Source organism: Sporomusaceae bacterium (assembly GCA_031460455.1).
Lineage (GTDB): Bacteria > Bacillota > Negativicutes > Sporomusales > UBA7701 > Anaeroselena.
Window position 1 is genome coordinate 63,361 of sequence record JAVKTQ010000004.1, and the last position, 16,558, is coordinate 79,918.

Consider the following 16,558-nt stretch of genomic DNA (forward strand, 5'->3'; position numbering starts at 1 on the left):
AACGCCGCAGATGGACTTTATAGACCGCTTCCCCTGTTTCTACCGAAAATACTTTACGCCTGAAGCGAATATCCCCTGCTCCTTCTCTCCCGGTACATTCATCGCCACATACGGCCCCGTCCGTTCCGAATGGGCCATCTTGCCGAAGATACGGCCGTCGGGGCTGGTGATGCCCTCCACCGCGGCGATCGAACCGTTCGGGTTGAAGCGGATATCGTTCGACGGGTTGCCGGCCAGGTCGACATACTGGGTGGCGATCTGGCCGCCGGCGATCAGCTTGTCCACCGCCGCGGGCGGGGCGACGAACCGCCCTTCCCCGTGGGACACCGCAATCGTATGGATATCGCCCACCGCCGCCCCCGCCAGCCAGGGCGACAGCACGGACGCCACCCGCGTCCTCACCAGGCAGGCCACATGGCGGCCGATTTTGTTGAACGTCAGCGTCGGGTCGGCCTCGCCCAGCTCGTCGACAATCCGGCCGTAAGGCACCAGTCCCAGCTTGATGAGCGCCTGGAAACCGTTGCACACGCCGAGCATCAGCCCATCCCGCCGCTCGAGGAAGGCGGTCGTCGCCTCCCGGACCCGCGGGTTGCGGAACACCGTGGCGATGAACTTCGCCGAACCGTCCGGCTCGTCGCCGGCGCTGAAGCCGCCCGGCAGCATGATGATCTGGCTGCGGCCGATCTCGCGCACCAGCGCGGCGACCGACTCCTCGATATCGGCGGCCGTCAGATTGCGGAAGACCAGCGTCTCCGCCACCGCCCCCGCCTTGGCGAACGCCCGCACACTGTCATACTCGCAATTTGTGCCCGGAAAAACCGGGATGATGACCCGCGGCCTGGCCACCGGCGCCGCCGGCTTAGCAGCGCCGCGTTTCGCATAGCTCGCCACCGGCGGCTGCGGGGCAGCGCATTCCTGGGTGCGGGTCGGGAAAATGCTCTCCAGCGGCTTCTCCCATGCGACGTACGCCTCGTCGAGCGATATCTCCGTCCCGCCGACGCTGATCACCGGCCGCTCCTGGGTGCGCCCCAACTCGCGCCAACTCACGCCCGCCAACACGGCCGCCAGGTCGGTATCGCCCGGCAGCTCCAGAATTACCCCGCCGTAATCGGGCGCGAACAGGTCCGCCCCGTCAGCGCCGTCAACGAACGCGAAGCCGATTTGGTTGCCGAACGCCATCTTGCTGACCGCCGCGGCCACGCCGCCCGTTTTCACCGTATAGGAAGCCAGCGCCAGACCGGCCGATATAAGCTCGTAAATCTTCGCGTAGTTGGCCTTGAGGGCGGCGAAATCGGGCAGCTCATCCCCGTCCCGCGGCGCGGCGATCAGGACAACCCGGCTGCCGGCCCGCTTAAACTCCTGGGAAACCGCCCGCCGCACATCCACCGGGCAAAGCGCGAACGCCACCAGCGTCGGCGGCACATTCATATCCATAAAGGTACCCGACATGCTGTCCTTGCCGCCGATAGCCGGCACGCCCAGCTCCTTCTGGGCGCGGTACGCCCCCAGCAGCGCGCTGAACGGCTTGCCCCAGCGGACGGGGTCCCTGCCGAGCTTCTCGAAATACTCCTGCAGCGTCAGCCGGGCCGTGCGCCAGTCGCCGCCCATGGCCACCAGCTTGGTCACCGCCTCCACCACCGCGTACAGCGCGCCGTGGAAGGGGCTCCACCTGCCGATCAATGGGTTATAGCCATACGTCATGATCGTGCCGGTCGTCGTCTCGCCCTCCAGCACCGGCAGCTTGGCCACCGCGCCCTCGGCCGGGGTCGACTGGCGGGCGCCCCCGTAAGGCATCACCACCGTCGCCGCGCCGATGCTGCTGTCGAACCGCTCCACCAGCCCCTTCTGGCTGGCAACGTTCAGATCGGCCAGGTTGGCCAGCCACGCCGCCTTTATATCGCTTTTGTCCCGCACCGCCGCCGGCGTCGCCGCGAAAAAGTCGTCTTCCGGCGCGGGCGCGGCCACCGCCACGCTCGTCGTCTGGCGCACGCCGCTCGTGTCGAGGAAATCGCGGCTGATATCGACGACCGTCTTGCCGCGCCAGCGCATCACCAGCCGCCGATCGCCGGTCACTGTCGCCACCTGCGTCACCTCGACATTCTCGGCGCGGGCGTACTCCCCGAAAGCCGCTACATCGGCCGCCGCCACCACCACCGCCATCCGCTCCTGGGACTCGGAAATGGCCAGCTCGGTGCCGTCCAGGCCCTCGTACTTCTTGGGCACGGCGTCGAGATTGATCGCCAGGCCGTCGGTCAGCTCGCCGATGGCCACCGACACCCCGCCGGCCCCGAAATCGTTGCACCTCTTTATCATCTTGCTGACCGCCGGGTGGCGGAACAGCCGCTGGATCTTCCGCTCGGTCGGCGGGTTGCCCTTTTGCACCTCGGCCCCGCAGCTCGCGAGCGACTCCTCGGTATGCTCCTTCGACGAGCCGGTCGCGCCGCCGCACCCGTCGCGGCCGGTACGTCCGCCTACCAGCAGCACCGCGTCGCCGGGCGCCGGCTCCAGCCGGACCACATTGGCGCGCGGCGCCGCGCCGATAACCGCGCCGATCTCCATCCTCTTGGCCACAAAGCCCTCGTCATACACCTCGGCCACCTGGCCGGTCGCCAGACCGATCTGGTTGCCGTACGAGCTGTAGCCGGTCGCGGCCGCAATCGTAATCTTACGCTGCGGCAACTTGCCGGGCAGAGTATCGGCGATCGGCGCGCGCGGGTCGCCGCTGCCCGTCACCCTCAGGGCCATATAAACATACGACCGCCCCGACAGCGGGTCGCGGATGGCGCCGCCCAGGCAAGTCGCCGCCCCGCCGAACGGCTCGATCTCGGTCGGGTGGTTATGGGTCTCGTTCTTGAACATCACCAGCCACTCTTCGCTGCGGCCGTCGATCTCGACCGGCACGACGATACTGGCGGCGTTGATCTCCGCCGACTCCTCCAGGTCGTCCAGCAGCCCCTGTCGCTTCGCCTCCTTCATGGCGATTGTGGCGATATCCATCAGGCACAGCGGCTTCTTCGCCGCGCCGTAGAGCGCCTCGCGGGCGTCCAGATACTCGCGGTAGGCCGCCTTGACGGGTGAGGTGAACCGCCCCTCCTCGATCTCGGCCTGCTCGATGGCCGTCATGAAAGTCGTATGGCGGCAGTGATCCGACCAGTATGTATCAAGCACCCTCAGCTCGGTCAGCGTCGGGTCGCGCTTCTCGGTATCGCGGAAATATCCCTGGCAAAACGCCAGATCCTCGGCGCTCATCGCCAGCCCCAGCCCGTCCCGCAGCCCCGCCAGCGCGTCCGCGCCCTTCGCCGTAAACCCATCCAGCACCGGCACATCGGGCGGCGTCTCCGTCTTCATCGCCAGCGTCGCCGGCTTTAAAAGCGACGCCTCGCGCGACTCCACCGGGTTGATGCAATACGCCTTGATACGCGCGAAATCGCTATCGCTGATGACGCCCTTCAGCACGACCACCTTCGCGGTGGCGACTTCCGGCCGCTCCTTCTGGGTCAGCAGCTGCGCGCACTGGGCGGCCGAATCGGCCCGCTGGTCGTACTGGCCGGGCAGGTACTCCATCGCGAACACCCGGTCGGCCCGCTCCAGCGGGAACTGCTCGTCGTACACGTAGTCGGCGTTCGGCTCGGCGAAAATCGTCTTCTTCGAGCGGGCGTACTCCTCATCCGAGAGGCCGGCCACGTCGTAGCGGTTGATCGCCCGCACCGCCGTCAGGCCGTCAATGCCCAGGTTGTGCTTGAACTCGTTCAGAAGGCTCCGGGCCTCGACATCGAACCCCGGCCGCTTCTCCACATATATGCGTTTGACCTGTTCCGCCATCCTGTCCGCTCCTCGTCACATATATTACAAGTTAATTATTATATTGTACCAAATAACGACGCCAGGGTCAAAACCCGACCTATCACCGACCGCCCCCGAACAGGCGAAAAAACTCGGCCTCGTCCATATCCGTCCGCGCTGCCCACTGCTCCGCCGCCGGCTTATCCGGCCAGTGGCAGTCGCTGCCGCACAGGCGCAGGCCGCTGTAGCCGTCGACATCCAACACGGCGGTGAAATCGTCCGCCCCCCGGCGCGCCTGGGCGCCGTTGCGGTACTCCACCCCGTCCACCACCGCCTTCAGGCTATGGTAAGCCGCCAGATTATACGCCATCGGATGGGCCAGCACCGCCACCGCCCCCTGCCCGCGGATGCGGGCGGCAAGCTCGGCGGCCGGCGTATAAGGCGTATACGCCAGCGGCGCCTTCAGTCCCAGCGCCAGAATATGGACCCATTCCCCGTTGTGATACAGCTCGCACTCGCAGCCGGCGACGACGATTATCGGCAGCTCCAGGCGTCGCGCCTCGGCCGCCGCCCACAGGCCGGACAGCGCCAGATCGTGGTCGGTCACCGCAATCGCGTCCAGGCCCCGCTCCACCCCCTGGGCCAAAAGCCCGCGGATGTCCTCCCTGTCCCGCGCCGTCAGCGTCTCCGGCCGCAGGCCGTCGTAATAGTAGCGGTGATTGAGGGGATGAGTGTGAAAATCGATAAACATCGTTGTATTCCTCCCCTGTCTGGTTTTGCCCCGCGGCCGCCAAAATCCTCCTTACACACTAAAAGACCCCCGGACGCCCGCACGCCCGGGGGGCCAACTTGACCACTGCCGCCGCTACTGCTGCGGCTGGTCCATATCGAAAATCTTGCCGGGATTCAGGATCAGGTTGGGGTCCCAGGCTTTTTTCACCGCCTTCATCAGCCCCAGCTCCACCGGGTCGGCGTACTCCTCCATCAGGTGGCGGCGCTTGTAACCGATGCCGTGCTCGCCCGAAAGCTTGCCGCCGACAGAATACACATACTCGTAGATGTCACGATGGATTTCGTTCAACTTCTCGCACCAGAACTCGTCGGGGATGCTGCCCTGGAGAATCGACAGATGGATGTTGCCGTCGCCGGCATGGCTGACCGTGCGGGCCACCGCGCTATGCCGCTTGCAGATGGCGTCGAGCTCGCGGATGGCCTGGGGCATCAGGTCGACCGGCACCACGATATCCTCGTTGCTGTGAGTCAGTGTCTCGTGCCGCACCGCCTCGGCGAACGACTTGCGCGCCCTCCAGATCTTCTGCGAATCCGGCACCAGCACGGCGAACGCCCCGTTCTCCCTTCCCACCTCGTCGATAGCCACCGCCTTGTCCTCCAGCTCCTCCTCGCTGCTGGCCTCCACCTGGAGGATAAGGTAATTGCCGTTCTCGTCGTGGGGCAGTTTTTCCTGGGTGAACGCCTCGACACTCCTGATCGCGTCGTTATCCATAAACTCCACGCACGTCGGCGTAACCCCAGCCTTGACCAGCTTGGGAATAACGCCGATCGCCAGCTCGATATCGGGGAAGACCAGCAGAAAATCCATCACATGCTGGGGCAGCGGCAGCAGCTTGAGCGTCACCCTGGTGATAATGCCCAGCGTCCCCTCCGCCCCCATCACAAGCTGCTCCAGGGGGTAGCCGGTGCTACTCTTCTTCAGCCGCCCGCCGAGGGTCGTGATCTCCCCGGTGGGCGTCACCACCTCAATCGCGTACACCTGGTCGCGGGTCGTCCCGTACTTGACCGCCTTATTGCCGCCCGCGTTCGTGGCCACGTTGCCGCCGATGAAGCAGCTGTCGCCGCTGCATGGGTCGCCGGCGTAGAAAAGCCCCGCCTCGCCAGCCGCCCGCTGCACATCCTCGGTGCGGACACCGGCCTCCACCTCCATATACATCGCAGCCGCGTCGATCGTCAGAATCCTGTTCATCCTCTCCACCGCCACCACGATGCCGCCATGCACCGGGACCGCGCCGCAGGCCAGGCCAGTGCCCGCTCCTCGCGGCACCACCGGGACAAGCTCCCGGTTGGCCAGCCTGACCACCGCCGCTACCTGCTCGGCCGTCTCCGGATACACCACTACCTCGGGCATGCGATGGTAGCGCGCTTCAGTCACCTCGTCGTGGCTGTAGGGGTGGAGCTTGTCGGGGTCGACTATGACACCCTTGTCGCCGACGATATTCTTCAGTTCCTCAATGGTAGCCGGGGTCACGGGATTATATTGCGGCATGGCGCGATCCCTCCTGCAAGTCATAGTGCCAAACGGCTGAGCATCCTGGTGTTATCATCTGCAAATCGAATCGCGCTATACAGTTTACCGCCGCAATCGGTTCACCGGCTCCGTCAGCCCCTTCAGTCGCCGCCGTCGGCAGTGTACACCTCGAAAACCCGGCTGAGCATATCTATATATGTCACCCGCGGCGCCACGACAATCTCGTCCCTGGCCCGCAGGCCGGTGATGATGAGCGCGATCTCGGTGGCCACCAGGCCGCCGTTCAACGCCCCCGCCCCGGCGCAGGTCGTGAGATAAGTGCATTCGCCGCTGTACAACCTCCGCACGATGTGGGCGTAACGCTTCTCGCCCAGGATGCGGTCCATGGGGATGCGAAAAATCGGCCATAAGGCCGGGTCGGCCGGCGCCCGGTAAAATTCCTCCAGCGTCATGCCCTCGGGGTCGAAAATGGCCATCAGCGTGCCGAACCCCGGAATGGGCGCCGTAACGTTGAGCACGCCCAGTGAACGGGCTATGCGGGCGAACCTCGCCTTATAATCGAACCCGCCGGCATCGATGGCGTCGATCACCAGCGCGCTCCCGGCCATATGCTCGGCCAGCTCCGCGTCGTCCTGGGGCGCGTACTCCAGCGCCGTCACCTTCATAAAAGGATTGATATCCCGCAGCAGCCGGGCGGTGGCCCCGGCCTTGTTCTCGCCGATCGTGCTCGCCATCGCCGCGAACTGGCGGTTCATATCCGGTTCGTCAAAAACGCCGGGGTCCATCACCACCAGCTCGCCCACCCCGAAACGGGCCAGCGTTGCCGCCTCGATGCCGCCCACGCCGCCCGCGCCGGCCACGAACACCTTGGCCTCCTTCAGCTTCTGCTGCTGCTCGCGGCTAAACAGCCCGATATTCCGCTGGTACACCTGCCAATAATCCATCTTTCGCCCCTCCCTTTCCCTTCCGGCAACATTGTTGTTACAATATTTAGCATAATACCCCCTAAACCCTGCAAAGCCAAGCTTTAATTGTAGATATTGTAAGGTAAGGCGAAATATGGGAGGATTTTGCCGTATTATGTTTAATTCCTTTATGCGGGGACATGTCCTGGTTTAGGAGACAACTATGAGTAATTTGACGTTTGCCATCGTCGTAGCGGCCGGAATCAAAACCGTCGTCTTCTTAATTTATCTTTTTCTTTACTGGCGCTACCGGGAGCGGTTCCTCGGCTACTGGACGCTGGCGTGGGGACTCATTGCCCTTAAATCCGCCATGGACCCGTTCATATTCGACTCCGCCAGCTTCATCCCCACTTTTATCTTCCTTCAGGCGACGGCAATCGGCAGTCTCCTGTTCATCGCCTGGGGCACCTGCCAGTTCGTCGGTCAGAAACTGCCGAAAGTATGGCTCTACTCCGTCTTTACCCTGGCGATCTTCTCCTTCGTCTGCGTCATCGCCAACTTACCGCCGCTTTGGTTCATAATCCCCACCTCGCTCCTGTTCGGCTCCATCTATATCCATACCGGCATCGTGGTCCTACGCCACCTTGACACACAGGGCATAGGAAAAATCATAACCGCCTACGCCTTCATCCTCAACGGGTTCCACCAACTGGACTTCCCGATTTTCCGGCCTACCGACATGGCGCCCTGGGGCTACCTGCTCGACGCCTTCCTGCGGCTGATCATCGGCGTCGGCTTCCTGCTCGCCTATTTCGAAAAAACCCGCGGCGACCTCGAAAGGCAGGAAGCGCGCTTCCGCCTGCTCGCCGAAAACGCCAGGGACATAATCTACCGCTTCCGGCTTAAGCCCTCGCTCGCGTGCGAGTACATCAGCCCGGCCGCCGAAGACATCACCGGCTACAGGCCGGAAGAATACTACGCGAACCCCCGCCTCATCACGGAGACCATCCATCCCGAGGACAGATCCTCCATCCCGAAGTTCGACCAATCGCTCACGCCCACGGAAACCCCTGTCGCCTTCCGCCTTATCCGCAAAGACCAGAGCCAGATATGGGTCGAACAGCACCTCGTCCCCATCCGCGACGAAAATGGCGGCCTCACAGCCGTCGAGGGCATCATCCGCGACGCCACCGCCCGCAAGGAGCTGGAGCAGGAGCTTTTCCGCCTCGACCGCCTCAACATCGTCGGCCAGATGGCCGCCAACATCGGCCACGAAATCCGCAACCCGCTCACCACCGTGCGCGGCTACCTGCAAGTGATGTCCCGCAAACAGGACCTGGAGCAGTACGGCGACAACTTCCGCCTCCTCCTCGACGAACTCGACCGGGCCAACGCCCTCATCACCGAATACCTCTCCCTCAGCAAAAACCGCCTCACCGACCAGCAGCCCCGCAACCTCAACACCATCGTCGAATCCCTCTTCCCCCTCATCCTCGCCGACGCCGCCATCACCAACCACGTCGTCCGCCTGGAGCTCGGCGACCTGCCGGAGCTGCCGGTGGACGAAAAGGAAATCCGCCAGCTGCTCCTCAACTTCGCCCGCAACGGGCTCGAAGCCATGCAGCCCGGCAAAACGCTGACAATAAGGACCTCGGCGGACGACGCCGCCGTCATCCTCGCCGTCCAGAACGAGGGACCGGAAATCCCCCCCGAAATCATGGAAAAACTGGGCATTCCCTTCTTCACCACCAAAGATAACGGCACCGGCCTCGGCCTCGCCATCTGCTACAGCATCGCCAACCGCCACCGGGCCAAGATCCATATCGACACCGGCCCTTGCGGGACGACCTTCTCCGTCGTCTTCCGGCGCACCTAAAGCCACCTCTTTATCCTTCTCCGGCCACCCCAACGAACTACAATTGTCCAATTCGCAAAATATTATGAACTATTCCGAAAACAAGAGCCTACGGCGGCTCTTTTCCTTTTTTGTCAATTTGTCGATTTTTATCCAATAATCCACTATTTTGACATTTAATGCAATATAGAGTAAAATATTGGCATATAATTGAAATTTTTGTCATATTATGGGGAGAGCATACCGTCAACAATAGGTGAAAGGGCGTGACCCGTCGCATGAAACAGCTTCTGCCGCGGCCGGAACCCCAGCGCTCTCTGTGCGAACATCGCATAACGGACCAAATACATATCGGCCTGGCCACAACCGCCAAAGAAAAAGAAAAAGTATACCGTCTCCGCTACCAAATATATGTTGAGGAGATGGGGCGGCGGATATCCCGCGTCAACCACCGGCGCAGGCTGCTGTACGACGACATGGACGACTGGGGTCTCCTCTTCTACGCCCGGTCCGGAGGAGAATTTGTAGGCACCGTCCGCCTTCACATCGGCCTTAGCGGCGATTTCCCGCCGGAACTGGTCGCGCCCATGGCGATGGACATGTTCCATGAATTCCGGTCCGGTGACGGGGCCTCGCATCCCCTCTCCTTCGCCTCCAAAGGAATGATCGCCTCTCACTACCGTAAATCGCGGGCCCACCACTTGCTCTGCACCCATTATTATCAGGCCTGCCGCAGCCAAGGCGTACTCTTCCATTTCAGCGGCGGCGCTCCGTCGCTGGTAGCCATGCACGAACACCTCGGCGCCCGGCGCTACAAAAGCAACTTCTTCGTACCCGACTACGGCTGCATGGTTCCGTTCGTTACCCTGCTCGACGACATCGGTCATCTCCGCCGCGTTCGCTCGCCGTTCGGCGAAGTCGCCGGCCAATGGCCCGCTTCCGCTGAATCGGCCGCCTGGTTCGCGCGCCAATTCCCCCGCGCCTCCGCCCGCTTCATCAACAAACAACTTACCGACGAAGCAGCGTTGTGGCGGATCATCGGCGAAAAACTCGGCCAGCCCCCGGAAACCACGGTCGGGATCTTCCGCGGCCTGTCCGAAGCGGAGGCCAGCATCTGCGCCCATGCCGGCCACATCGTCTCCTTCGATCAGGGCGATACGGCCGTCTACCCCGACGACATAAGCGACGAAATCTTCGTCGTCGTAGCCGGCGCACTGGTCGTACGCAGCCAGTTCGCCGGCCGCCGCCAGACGATTCTCCGCCCCGGCCAAGCTTACGGCGAAAAAACCTTCGTCGCCCACGCGCGGCATAACGCCACCGTCGTCGCCCAGACCGACACCGACCTCCTCATCCTGCCGCGCAACGCGCTGGAGCGCCTCAAACTCCGGCACCCGGTCGTCGCCGCCAAACTGCTTAACAACATTGGCGCCCGGACAGCGAGAAAATACGCCTGATACAAAAAGCAAAGGCTTGCAGCGCAATCTGCAAGCCCTTCTTTTTTCCTATTCCAGCCAGAAAATATCCGTATGCTTCCTGGGCGGCACCGGCGGCGTCTGGTCGGGCCAGCCCACCGGCGTCAAGGCCAGCAGCCGCCAGCCTTCCCGGTGGCCGAGGAACTCGAGCAGCTCGCCCTCCACCCACAACGGCCCCGTCATCCAACACGTTCCCAGTCCCGCCTCGTGGGCGAGCAGTTGAAAATTATAAAACGCCGCCGCCGCCGACTGGAAACTGCCGTCCATATACCCTTCCGTTTCCGGCACTTTGGCCAGCGCCACCACCACCGCCGGCGCACCGCCGAAATCCTTGAAATAACCGTGCACGAGGGTGCGCATATTCTCCTTGAACAACGCCTTCAGCCGCGTATCCAGCTGGGCGATGCTCTTGCCGGCGATCGCCACCAGCTCGTCCTTCTTCGCTCCCGTCAGCACGAAAAAACGCCACGGCTGCGTATTCATCGCCGACGGCGCCCACAGCGCCTCGCCGATCAGCCGTTCCAGCAGCGCGCGCGGCACCGGCTCCGGCTTGAACCTGCGAATGCTCCGCCTTCCTTTAATCGCCTCAAGCAACTCCATCATATCCACCTCCACTTCGGCCGTTGATAAAGCCCCATCTGCGGCGCACCCGCAAGGGGCAGGCCGCCACTCTAACCGCTGAAGCGCTAAGAGTGGCGCACTTGCTCCTCGGTTGCCATCCTCGGCGTACGCCCGTGTACGCGCGATGCTGTTAAACAGATCCTGTGCAAACAATGCATATAGCCGTTGTCGCGGAGGAAACGGTGGTGGCAACCTCCGGTGCGCCCCGCACATCGTTCGTAGCTGTTATCGCCTACGAACAAGATGCGCTGACAATGTTTGGGTAAACAGGACGTGCATCTGGGGCTTTCTGAACGGCCTAATCCTTCCTCATCAAATTCTCCGTCCCCGGCGGCGTTTCCTCCGCGCCAGGCGTCGCCGGGCCGCCAAAAGCATATATTGTAGCAAACGCCCTTATCGGCTACAATAACAACAGGAGGGATGCCCATGGACACCGTCACCGGCGAGCAGAAACTGCTGGCCATCATCGCCCACCTCGCCTACTTCTTCGGCGGCCTGGGATTCATCATCGCGCCGCTTCTCATCTTCCTGCTCAAAAAAGACGACCCCTTCGTCTACGAACACGCCCGCCAGGCGCTCGTCGCCCACCTCGCCCTCCTCGTCGCCGGGCTGGTCGTCGGCCTACTGTGCACCGTCCTCATCGGCTTCCTGCTCATCCCCGTCCTCGCCGTCCTCGGCCTCGTCCTCGTCGTCACCTCGCTCATCGCCGCCTTCAAGGCCCTGAACGGGGAACACTACCAATACCCCTTCATCCAAGGCCTGGTCGCCAAACTTCAGTAGCGGCCGTTGATAAGCCCCCATCTGCGTTGTTGGCCCTGCGGGCGCTTGCTAGCGTACGCCCGAGTACGCGTCGCTGCGCGTCCTCGGGCCGCCTAGCATCTGGAGGCTTCTGAACGGCCTGCACAATCCATTGTAAGAAAAACTCGAGGCTGCCTAGTCTTTCTAGGCAGCCTCGTTTGTTAAAGCTTCACATATTCAGGTTTACGATTTACATAATACACCGGCCTCAGCCCGCACGCCGCCGCCATATCGGTCGCCACCGCAAAATGCTTGCCGATCTCCTCCGGCCGGTGCGCATCCGAACCGATCGTCACCAGCTTCCCGCCCAACTGGCGGAAACGGTGGTAAATAGGCAGCAGCGCCGCCACAACATCGGCGTCGCCCATGCGACGCGTGTTGATCTCCAAAGCCTTCTCCCGCTCCGCCACCCGGCCCAGCACCGCGTCCAGGGCGGCCGCGAACTCCCCGTAATGCAGCTCAGGGTCGTCGAACCGCGCGTAGCGGGCGATATAATCGATATGCCCCAGGCTGTCGATAAAATCGTAGCATCCCAGGCAATCGGCCATCTGCCCGAAATACTGGCCATACACCTCCGCCTTGGTGCGGTTGAGATAAAAATCCTCCTGGTAAATATCGATATGGTCGATAACATGGATCGAACCGATCACGAAATCGAACGGGTGCCCGGCGACCGCCGCGGCGTTCTCCCGCACAAGGTCGGCGCGCATCCCGATCTCGATCCCCAGCAGCAGCGTATCGCTGCGCCAGTCGCCGTACGCGCGGAAATACTCGTCCGTATCGAAAATAAACGCCTTCGGCTTGGGATAATCCAGGTCGAGGTGCTCGGTCACGATGATGCCCATCCCCAGCTCGCGGCCCCTGGCCGCCGCCGCCTCGATCGTCATCCGCGAATCGGTCGAAAAAGTAGTGTGCATATGAGTATCGTACAGCATTCCCAGCCTCCGTAATCAGTCTTCCCGCGCCACCGGCTTGGTGCGGGCGAAATACAGGCCCCAGAAAATCACCGCCGCGCCCGCCAGCTGCATCAGCCCGAACTCCTCGCCGAGGAGATAATATCCAGCCGCCACCGCGAAAACCGGCGAAATATTGTTAAAAAGCGAAGTCCGCGCGCTGCCGATCCTGCCCACGCCCCACACCCACAGGAAATTGCCCACGCATATCGCGAACACGCCCGAATAGGCCAGACTCAGCCACGCCACCCGCGGCACGTCGCCCCAGCGGATGGCCGCCAGCTCGGGCAGGGCGATCAGCGCGAACAGCAGCGCCGAAATCGACACAACCACCGCCGTCACCTGATAAGCCGAATACCTCGTCAGCAGCCGCCGCGAAAAAACGGTATAATACCCGTAGCCCATCTGGGCGCCCAACAGCAGCAGCGCTCCCTGCCAGTGCCGGCTCTCCAGGCTCACCTCCTTGCCCGAACCCAGCACGATCAGCACCACCCCCGCCAGCGACGCCGCGATCCCCAGCGCCATCCGGCCGGTCAGCGGCTCGATCCGCCACAGGCGGTTGATAATCGCCACACTCACCGGCAGCAGGCACGTCATCAGCGAAGCGTTGCCGGCGGTCGTCTTTTCCACCCCGGCGGCGAACCCCAGCTGGAACACGAAAAACCCCGCCAGGCTGACCAGCACCATCGGCTTCACGTCCTCCCCGGCCAGCGGGCGGTAAGTCCCGGTCGCGAACACCACCGCCCAGGCCACCGCCGTCGCCAGCAGCAGGCGCAGGGCGTTATACGGCACCGGCGGCAAAGCCACCAGCCCGAGCTTCATAATCGCAGCATGAATCCCCCAGATGAAGGCGACGGAAAACAGCACCAGCTCGACGAAAACAACATTTTTACCCTGCATTTTTCCCCCGCCTGTAGGCCGACAATATTCACACCGGGCGACAATAGCCGCCGGTATGCCCTATATTATTCCTGGTCCGCCCCGCCGATTCCTCCCTGGGCCGCCTCCCCGCGGCTCCCCTGGCCTCCCTTATGCCCGCGCCGCTCCCCCCCGGCCTACCGGCGCTTCCCCCCACCTCGCCCCCCGCGCCCCCAGCGCCGCTCACCCCCGGCCTACCGGCGCCTATCATTCCCCCGGCCGGGCAAATCCCCCCCGCCATCCCCCCGCGCCCCCGCGCCTCCCATCACCACCAGTCCACGCTCCGCCTGATATCCCGCCCGTGAAAAATTTTTCCGTCCCCCATTTATCCTAACCCGCATTTGCGGTATAATATTAATGTAAGATATTGATAATGTTTTTCATTTGGGGAGGCAACCGATGAGCGTCGAAATAACCCTCGACATGGCAGCAGAAAAAGACGCCCTCAAAGTCACCCGCATAATCGGCAAAGGCAAAGCGCGCCTGCGCCTGCTGCAAATGGGCATCACCCCCGGCACCCCCATCGAAGTGCTCCGCCGCGCCCCCCTGGCCGACCCGGTCGAGATCGCCGTCCGCGGCGCCAAACTTGCCCTCCGCCAGGAAGAAGCCAAAAACATCGCCGTCGTCAAGGAAGGCTGATATGACCAAAAAATCCCTGTCCGTCGACCTCGTCGGCAACCCCAACGTCGGCAAAAGCTCCCTCTTCAACGCCCTCACCGGCGCGGCCCAGCTCATCGGCAACTGGTGCGGCAAAACCACCGAAGCCTGCACCACCAAAGTCGCCTACGGCGGCCGCGAGGTCAGCTTCACCGACCTGCCCGGCGTCTACGGTTTCGGCCACGCCTCGCGGGCCGAAACGCTCGTGGACAAGCACCTCCGCGCCGACCCGCCCGACGTCGTCCTCGTCATCATCGACGCCCTCAACCTCCAGCGCAACCTCTACCTGGCCCTCGAAGCCCTCGAGCGCTACGGCCGGGTCGTCGTCGTCCTCAACAAAATCGACGCCGCCGACGAACACGGCATGGTCATCGACCACGCTAGGCTAGCCGCGCTGCTAGGCATACCGGTAATCCCCGCGGTGGCGACAGGACAACTGGACGCCGCCGCTTTATATCAAGCCCTCTTCGCCGTCGCCGACCGCGCAGCCGCCCCCGCCTACGCCGTCCCCTATCCTCCCGTCGTCGAAGCCGCCATCGCCGCCGTCGCTGCCGAAAGCGACCGCACCGGCCTCGCCCGTTGGCGCGCCGTCGAAGCCGTCGAAGAAGCCGACGAAGAACTCCAGGTCGAAATAATCAACGCCCGCTACGCCGCCGCCGCCGCCCTCGCCGACCAGTGCCTCGTCCACCACCCCACCGAATCCGTCACCGACAAGCTCGACCACTGGGCGCTCCACCGCATCTGGGGCGTCCCCATCATGCTCGTCGTCTTCGCCGCCCTCTTTTACCTCACCTTCTCCGTCAGCCGGCCGCTGTCCGACCTCATCGGCGCCGCCTTCGACTGGCTCACCGAAGCCGCCCGCACCTACCTGCCCGCCTGGGGCGTCCCCGAGCTCGCCGTCAGTCTCGTCAGCGACGGCCTATTAAGCGGCCTCGGCGCCACCCTCGGCTTCCTCCCCCAGATCGCCATGTTCTTCCTCGTCTACCACATCATCCAGGACACCGGCTACATCGTCCGCGTCGCCTTCCTCATGGACCGCGTCATGAGCGCCATCGGCCTCAACGGCAAAATCTTCATCCCCCTCGTCGCCGGCTACAGCTGCAACGTCAGCGGCATCCTCGCCTCGCGCATCCTCACCAGCCGCTACGACCGCCTCGTCGCCGTCCTCGCCAGCTCCTACGCCCCCTGCTCCGCCCGTCTCGGCGTCATGGTCTTCATGGTCTCCGCCTTCTTCCCCTCCGGCCACGCCACCCTCGTCATGCTCGGCCTGCTCGCCATCAGCGTCGCCATGATGGCCACCGTCGGCTTCGTCGCCCGCTTCTTCGTCACCGCCGACGACGAAGCCTCCCCCTTCCTCTCCGAAGTCCCCGTCTACCACCTCCCCGACTGGAAGCACCTCCTCCTCGACACCGGCGTCCGCACCCTCCACTTCCTAAAGCGCATCCGCAACGTCATAATCCTCTCCTCCGTCCTCGTCTGGTACCTCTCCTCCTTCCCCGCCGGCCCCTTCGAAGGCACCTACCTCGCCCGCATCGGCCTCGCCCTCGAGCCGGTCGGCGCCCTCTTCGGGCTCAACTGGCAGCTCATCGTCGCCCTCATCGCCGGCATCCCCGCCAAGGAATCAGCCCTCACCACCCTCGGCGTCATCTACCAGACCACCGGCGACGGCGGCCTCGCCACCGTCCTCACCAGCCACATCTCCCCCTTAGCCGCCTTCACCTTCCTCGTCGTCTACATGACCTACATCCCCTGCCTCGCCACCGTCATCACCATCTACCAGGAAATGCGCAACTGGTCGGTCGCCATCGCCAGCGTCTACGGCAGCATCCTCCTGTCGGTGCTATTGGGACTGCTGTCATATAACATCGGCAAGCTTTTCATATAACCGGAGGTACCAATGGAAAACTGGTTAACCGAGCGTATCGGCGAAATCTTCCGCGACAACCCGCTCTCGTCGCTGATGGATATCCGCATATCCGCCCTCGACGTAGGCGAAGTCACGCTCACCATGCCGGTCGGCGGCGACATACACACCAACGTCTACGGCTTCGTCCACGGCGGCTCGCTCTTCACCCTCGTCGATTCGGTCATGGGCATCGCGGGCCTGACCACCGGCAACCTCGTCGTCACCAGCGACATCAGCATCAGGTTCATCACCAACGCCAAAAAAGGCAACATCCTCACCGCGTCGGGGCGGATCATCCACAAAGGCAAAGACACCATCATCACCGAGGCGGAAATCCGCGACAAACGGCAGCGGCTGCTCGTCAAAGCCCAAGGCAGCTACTTCATCCGCGGGCCGATCAAACCGCCCCAGCCCGAGGCGCAATAAA

At 63.2% G+C, this 16,558-nt stretch carries 13 protein-coding genes; 6 read left to right on the forward strand and 7 right to left on the reverse strand.

The annotated features are described in order from the left end of the window. Nucleotides 1–39: 39 nt before the first annotated feature. The 4 genes from RIN56_08330 to RIN56_08345 all read right to left on the reverse strand — a co-directional run bounded on the left by RIN56_08330 (nucleotide 40) and on the right by RIN56_08345 (nucleotide 6,990). Nucleotides 40–3,822: a phosphoribosylformylglycinamidine synthase gene (locus RIN56_08330; GenBank protein MDR7866814.1), complete on the reverse strand. Its 3,783-nt coding sequence runs from the start codon at nucleotides 3,820–3,822 to the stop codon at nucleotides 40–42. 82 nt (nucleotides 3,823–3,904) lie between these two features. Further along, a complete protein-coding gene (locus tag RIN56_08335) occupies nucleotides 3,905–4,534 on the reverse strand; it encodes a hypothetical protein (GenBank protein ID MDR7866815.1) in 630 nt (209 codons plus the stop codon). A 114-nt stretch (nucleotides 4,535–4,648) separates the two neighbouring features. After that, entirely contained in the window at nucleotides 4,649–6,064 is a 1,416-nt protein-coding gene (locus tag RIN56_08340; protein MDR7866816.1) for an FAD-binding oxidoreductase, read from the reverse strand. A gap of 122 nt (nucleotides 6,065–6,186) precedes the next feature. Then, the gene (locus RIN56_08345; GenBank protein MDR7866817.1) at nucleotides 6,187–6,990 is read right to left on the reverse strand and encodes a ThiF family adenylyltransferase; all 804 of its coding nucleotides are present in this window, start codon (nucleotides 6,988–6,990) and stop codon (nucleotides 6,187–6,189) included. Nucleotides 6,991–7,174: 184 nt separating this feature from the next. On the opposite strand from RIN56_08345, the gene RIN56_08350 reads away from it, so the two are divergent. Both RIN56_08350 and RIN56_08355 read left to right on the forward strand, forming a co-directional pair. Further along, the gene (locus RIN56_08350; GenBank protein MDR7866818.1) at nucleotides 7,175–8,827 is read left to right on the forward strand and encodes a PAS domain S-box protein; all 1,653 of its coding nucleotides are present in this window, start codon (nucleotides 7,175–7,177) and stop codon (nucleotides 8,825–8,827) included. 257 nt (nucleotides 8,828–9,084) lie between these two features. After that, entirely contained in the window at nucleotides 9,085–10,260 is a 1,176-nt protein-coding gene (locus RIN56_08355; GenBank protein MDR7866819.1) for a cyclic nucleotide-binding domain-containing protein, read from the forward strand. 48 nt (nucleotides 10,261–10,308) lie between these two features. On the opposite strand, the gene RIN56_08360 is transcribed toward RIN56_08355, so the two are convergent. Beyond that, nucleotides 10,309–10,881, reverse strand: coding sequence for a nitroreductase family protein (locus RIN56_08360; protein ID MDR7866820.1), 573 nt, complete (start codon nucleotides 10,879–10,881; stop codon nucleotides 10,309–10,311). 444 nt (nucleotides 10,882–11,325) lie between these two features. Between RIN56_08360 and RIN56_08365 the strand changes: the two genes are divergently transcribed. Beyond that, nucleotides 11,326–11,679, forward strand: a complete 354-nt coding sequence (locus RIN56_08365) for a DUF4870 domain-containing protein (protein ID MDR7866821.1) — start codon at nucleotides 11,326–11,328, stop codon at nucleotides 11,677–11,679. Between the two features lie 179 nt (nucleotides 11,680–11,858). Here the strand turns inward: RIN56_08365 and RIN56_08370 are convergent, their stop codons facing one another. After that, on the reverse strand, nucleotides 11,859–12,632 hold the full coding sequence (locus RIN56_08370) for a histidinol phosphate phosphatase (GenBank protein ID MDR7866822.1): 774 nt from the start codon (nucleotides 12,630–12,632) through the stop codon (nucleotides 11,859–11,861). A 15-nt stretch (nucleotides 12,633–12,647) separates the two neighbouring features. Beyond that, nucleotides 12,648–13,550, reverse strand: coding sequence for a DMT family transporter (locus RIN56_08375; GenBank protein MDR7866823.1), 903 nt, complete (start codon nucleotides 13,548–13,550; stop codon nucleotides 12,648–12,650). A 417-nt stretch (nucleotides 13,551–13,967) separates the two neighbouring features. Here RIN56_08375 and RIN56_08380 point away from each other — a divergent pair, with 417 nt between their 5' ends. The 3 genes from RIN56_08380 to RIN56_08390 are packed head-to-tail and all read left to right on the forward strand — an operon-like array spanning nucleotide 13,968 to nucleotide 16,557. Continuing rightward, complete coding sequence (locus RIN56_08380; protein ID MDR7866824.1) at nucleotides 13,968–14,207, forward strand: FeoA family protein; 240 nt, start codon at nucleotides 13,968–13,970, stop codon at nucleotides 14,205–14,207. 1 nt (nucleotide 14,208) lies between these two features. Then, nucleotides 14,209–16,110: a ferrous iron transport protein B gene (gene feoB / locus RIN56_08385; protein MDR7866825.1), complete on the forward strand. Its 1,902-nt coding sequence runs from the start codon at nucleotides 14,209–14,211 to the stop codon at nucleotides 16,108–16,110. Between the two features lie 12 nt (nucleotides 16,111–16,122). After that, nucleotides 16,123–16,557, forward strand: a complete 435-nt coding sequence (locus RIN56_08390) for a PaaI family thioesterase (GenBank protein MDR7866826.1) — start codon at nucleotides 16,123–16,125, stop codon at nucleotides 16,555–16,557. The last annotated feature ends 1 nt before the right edge of the window (nucleotide 16,558 follow it).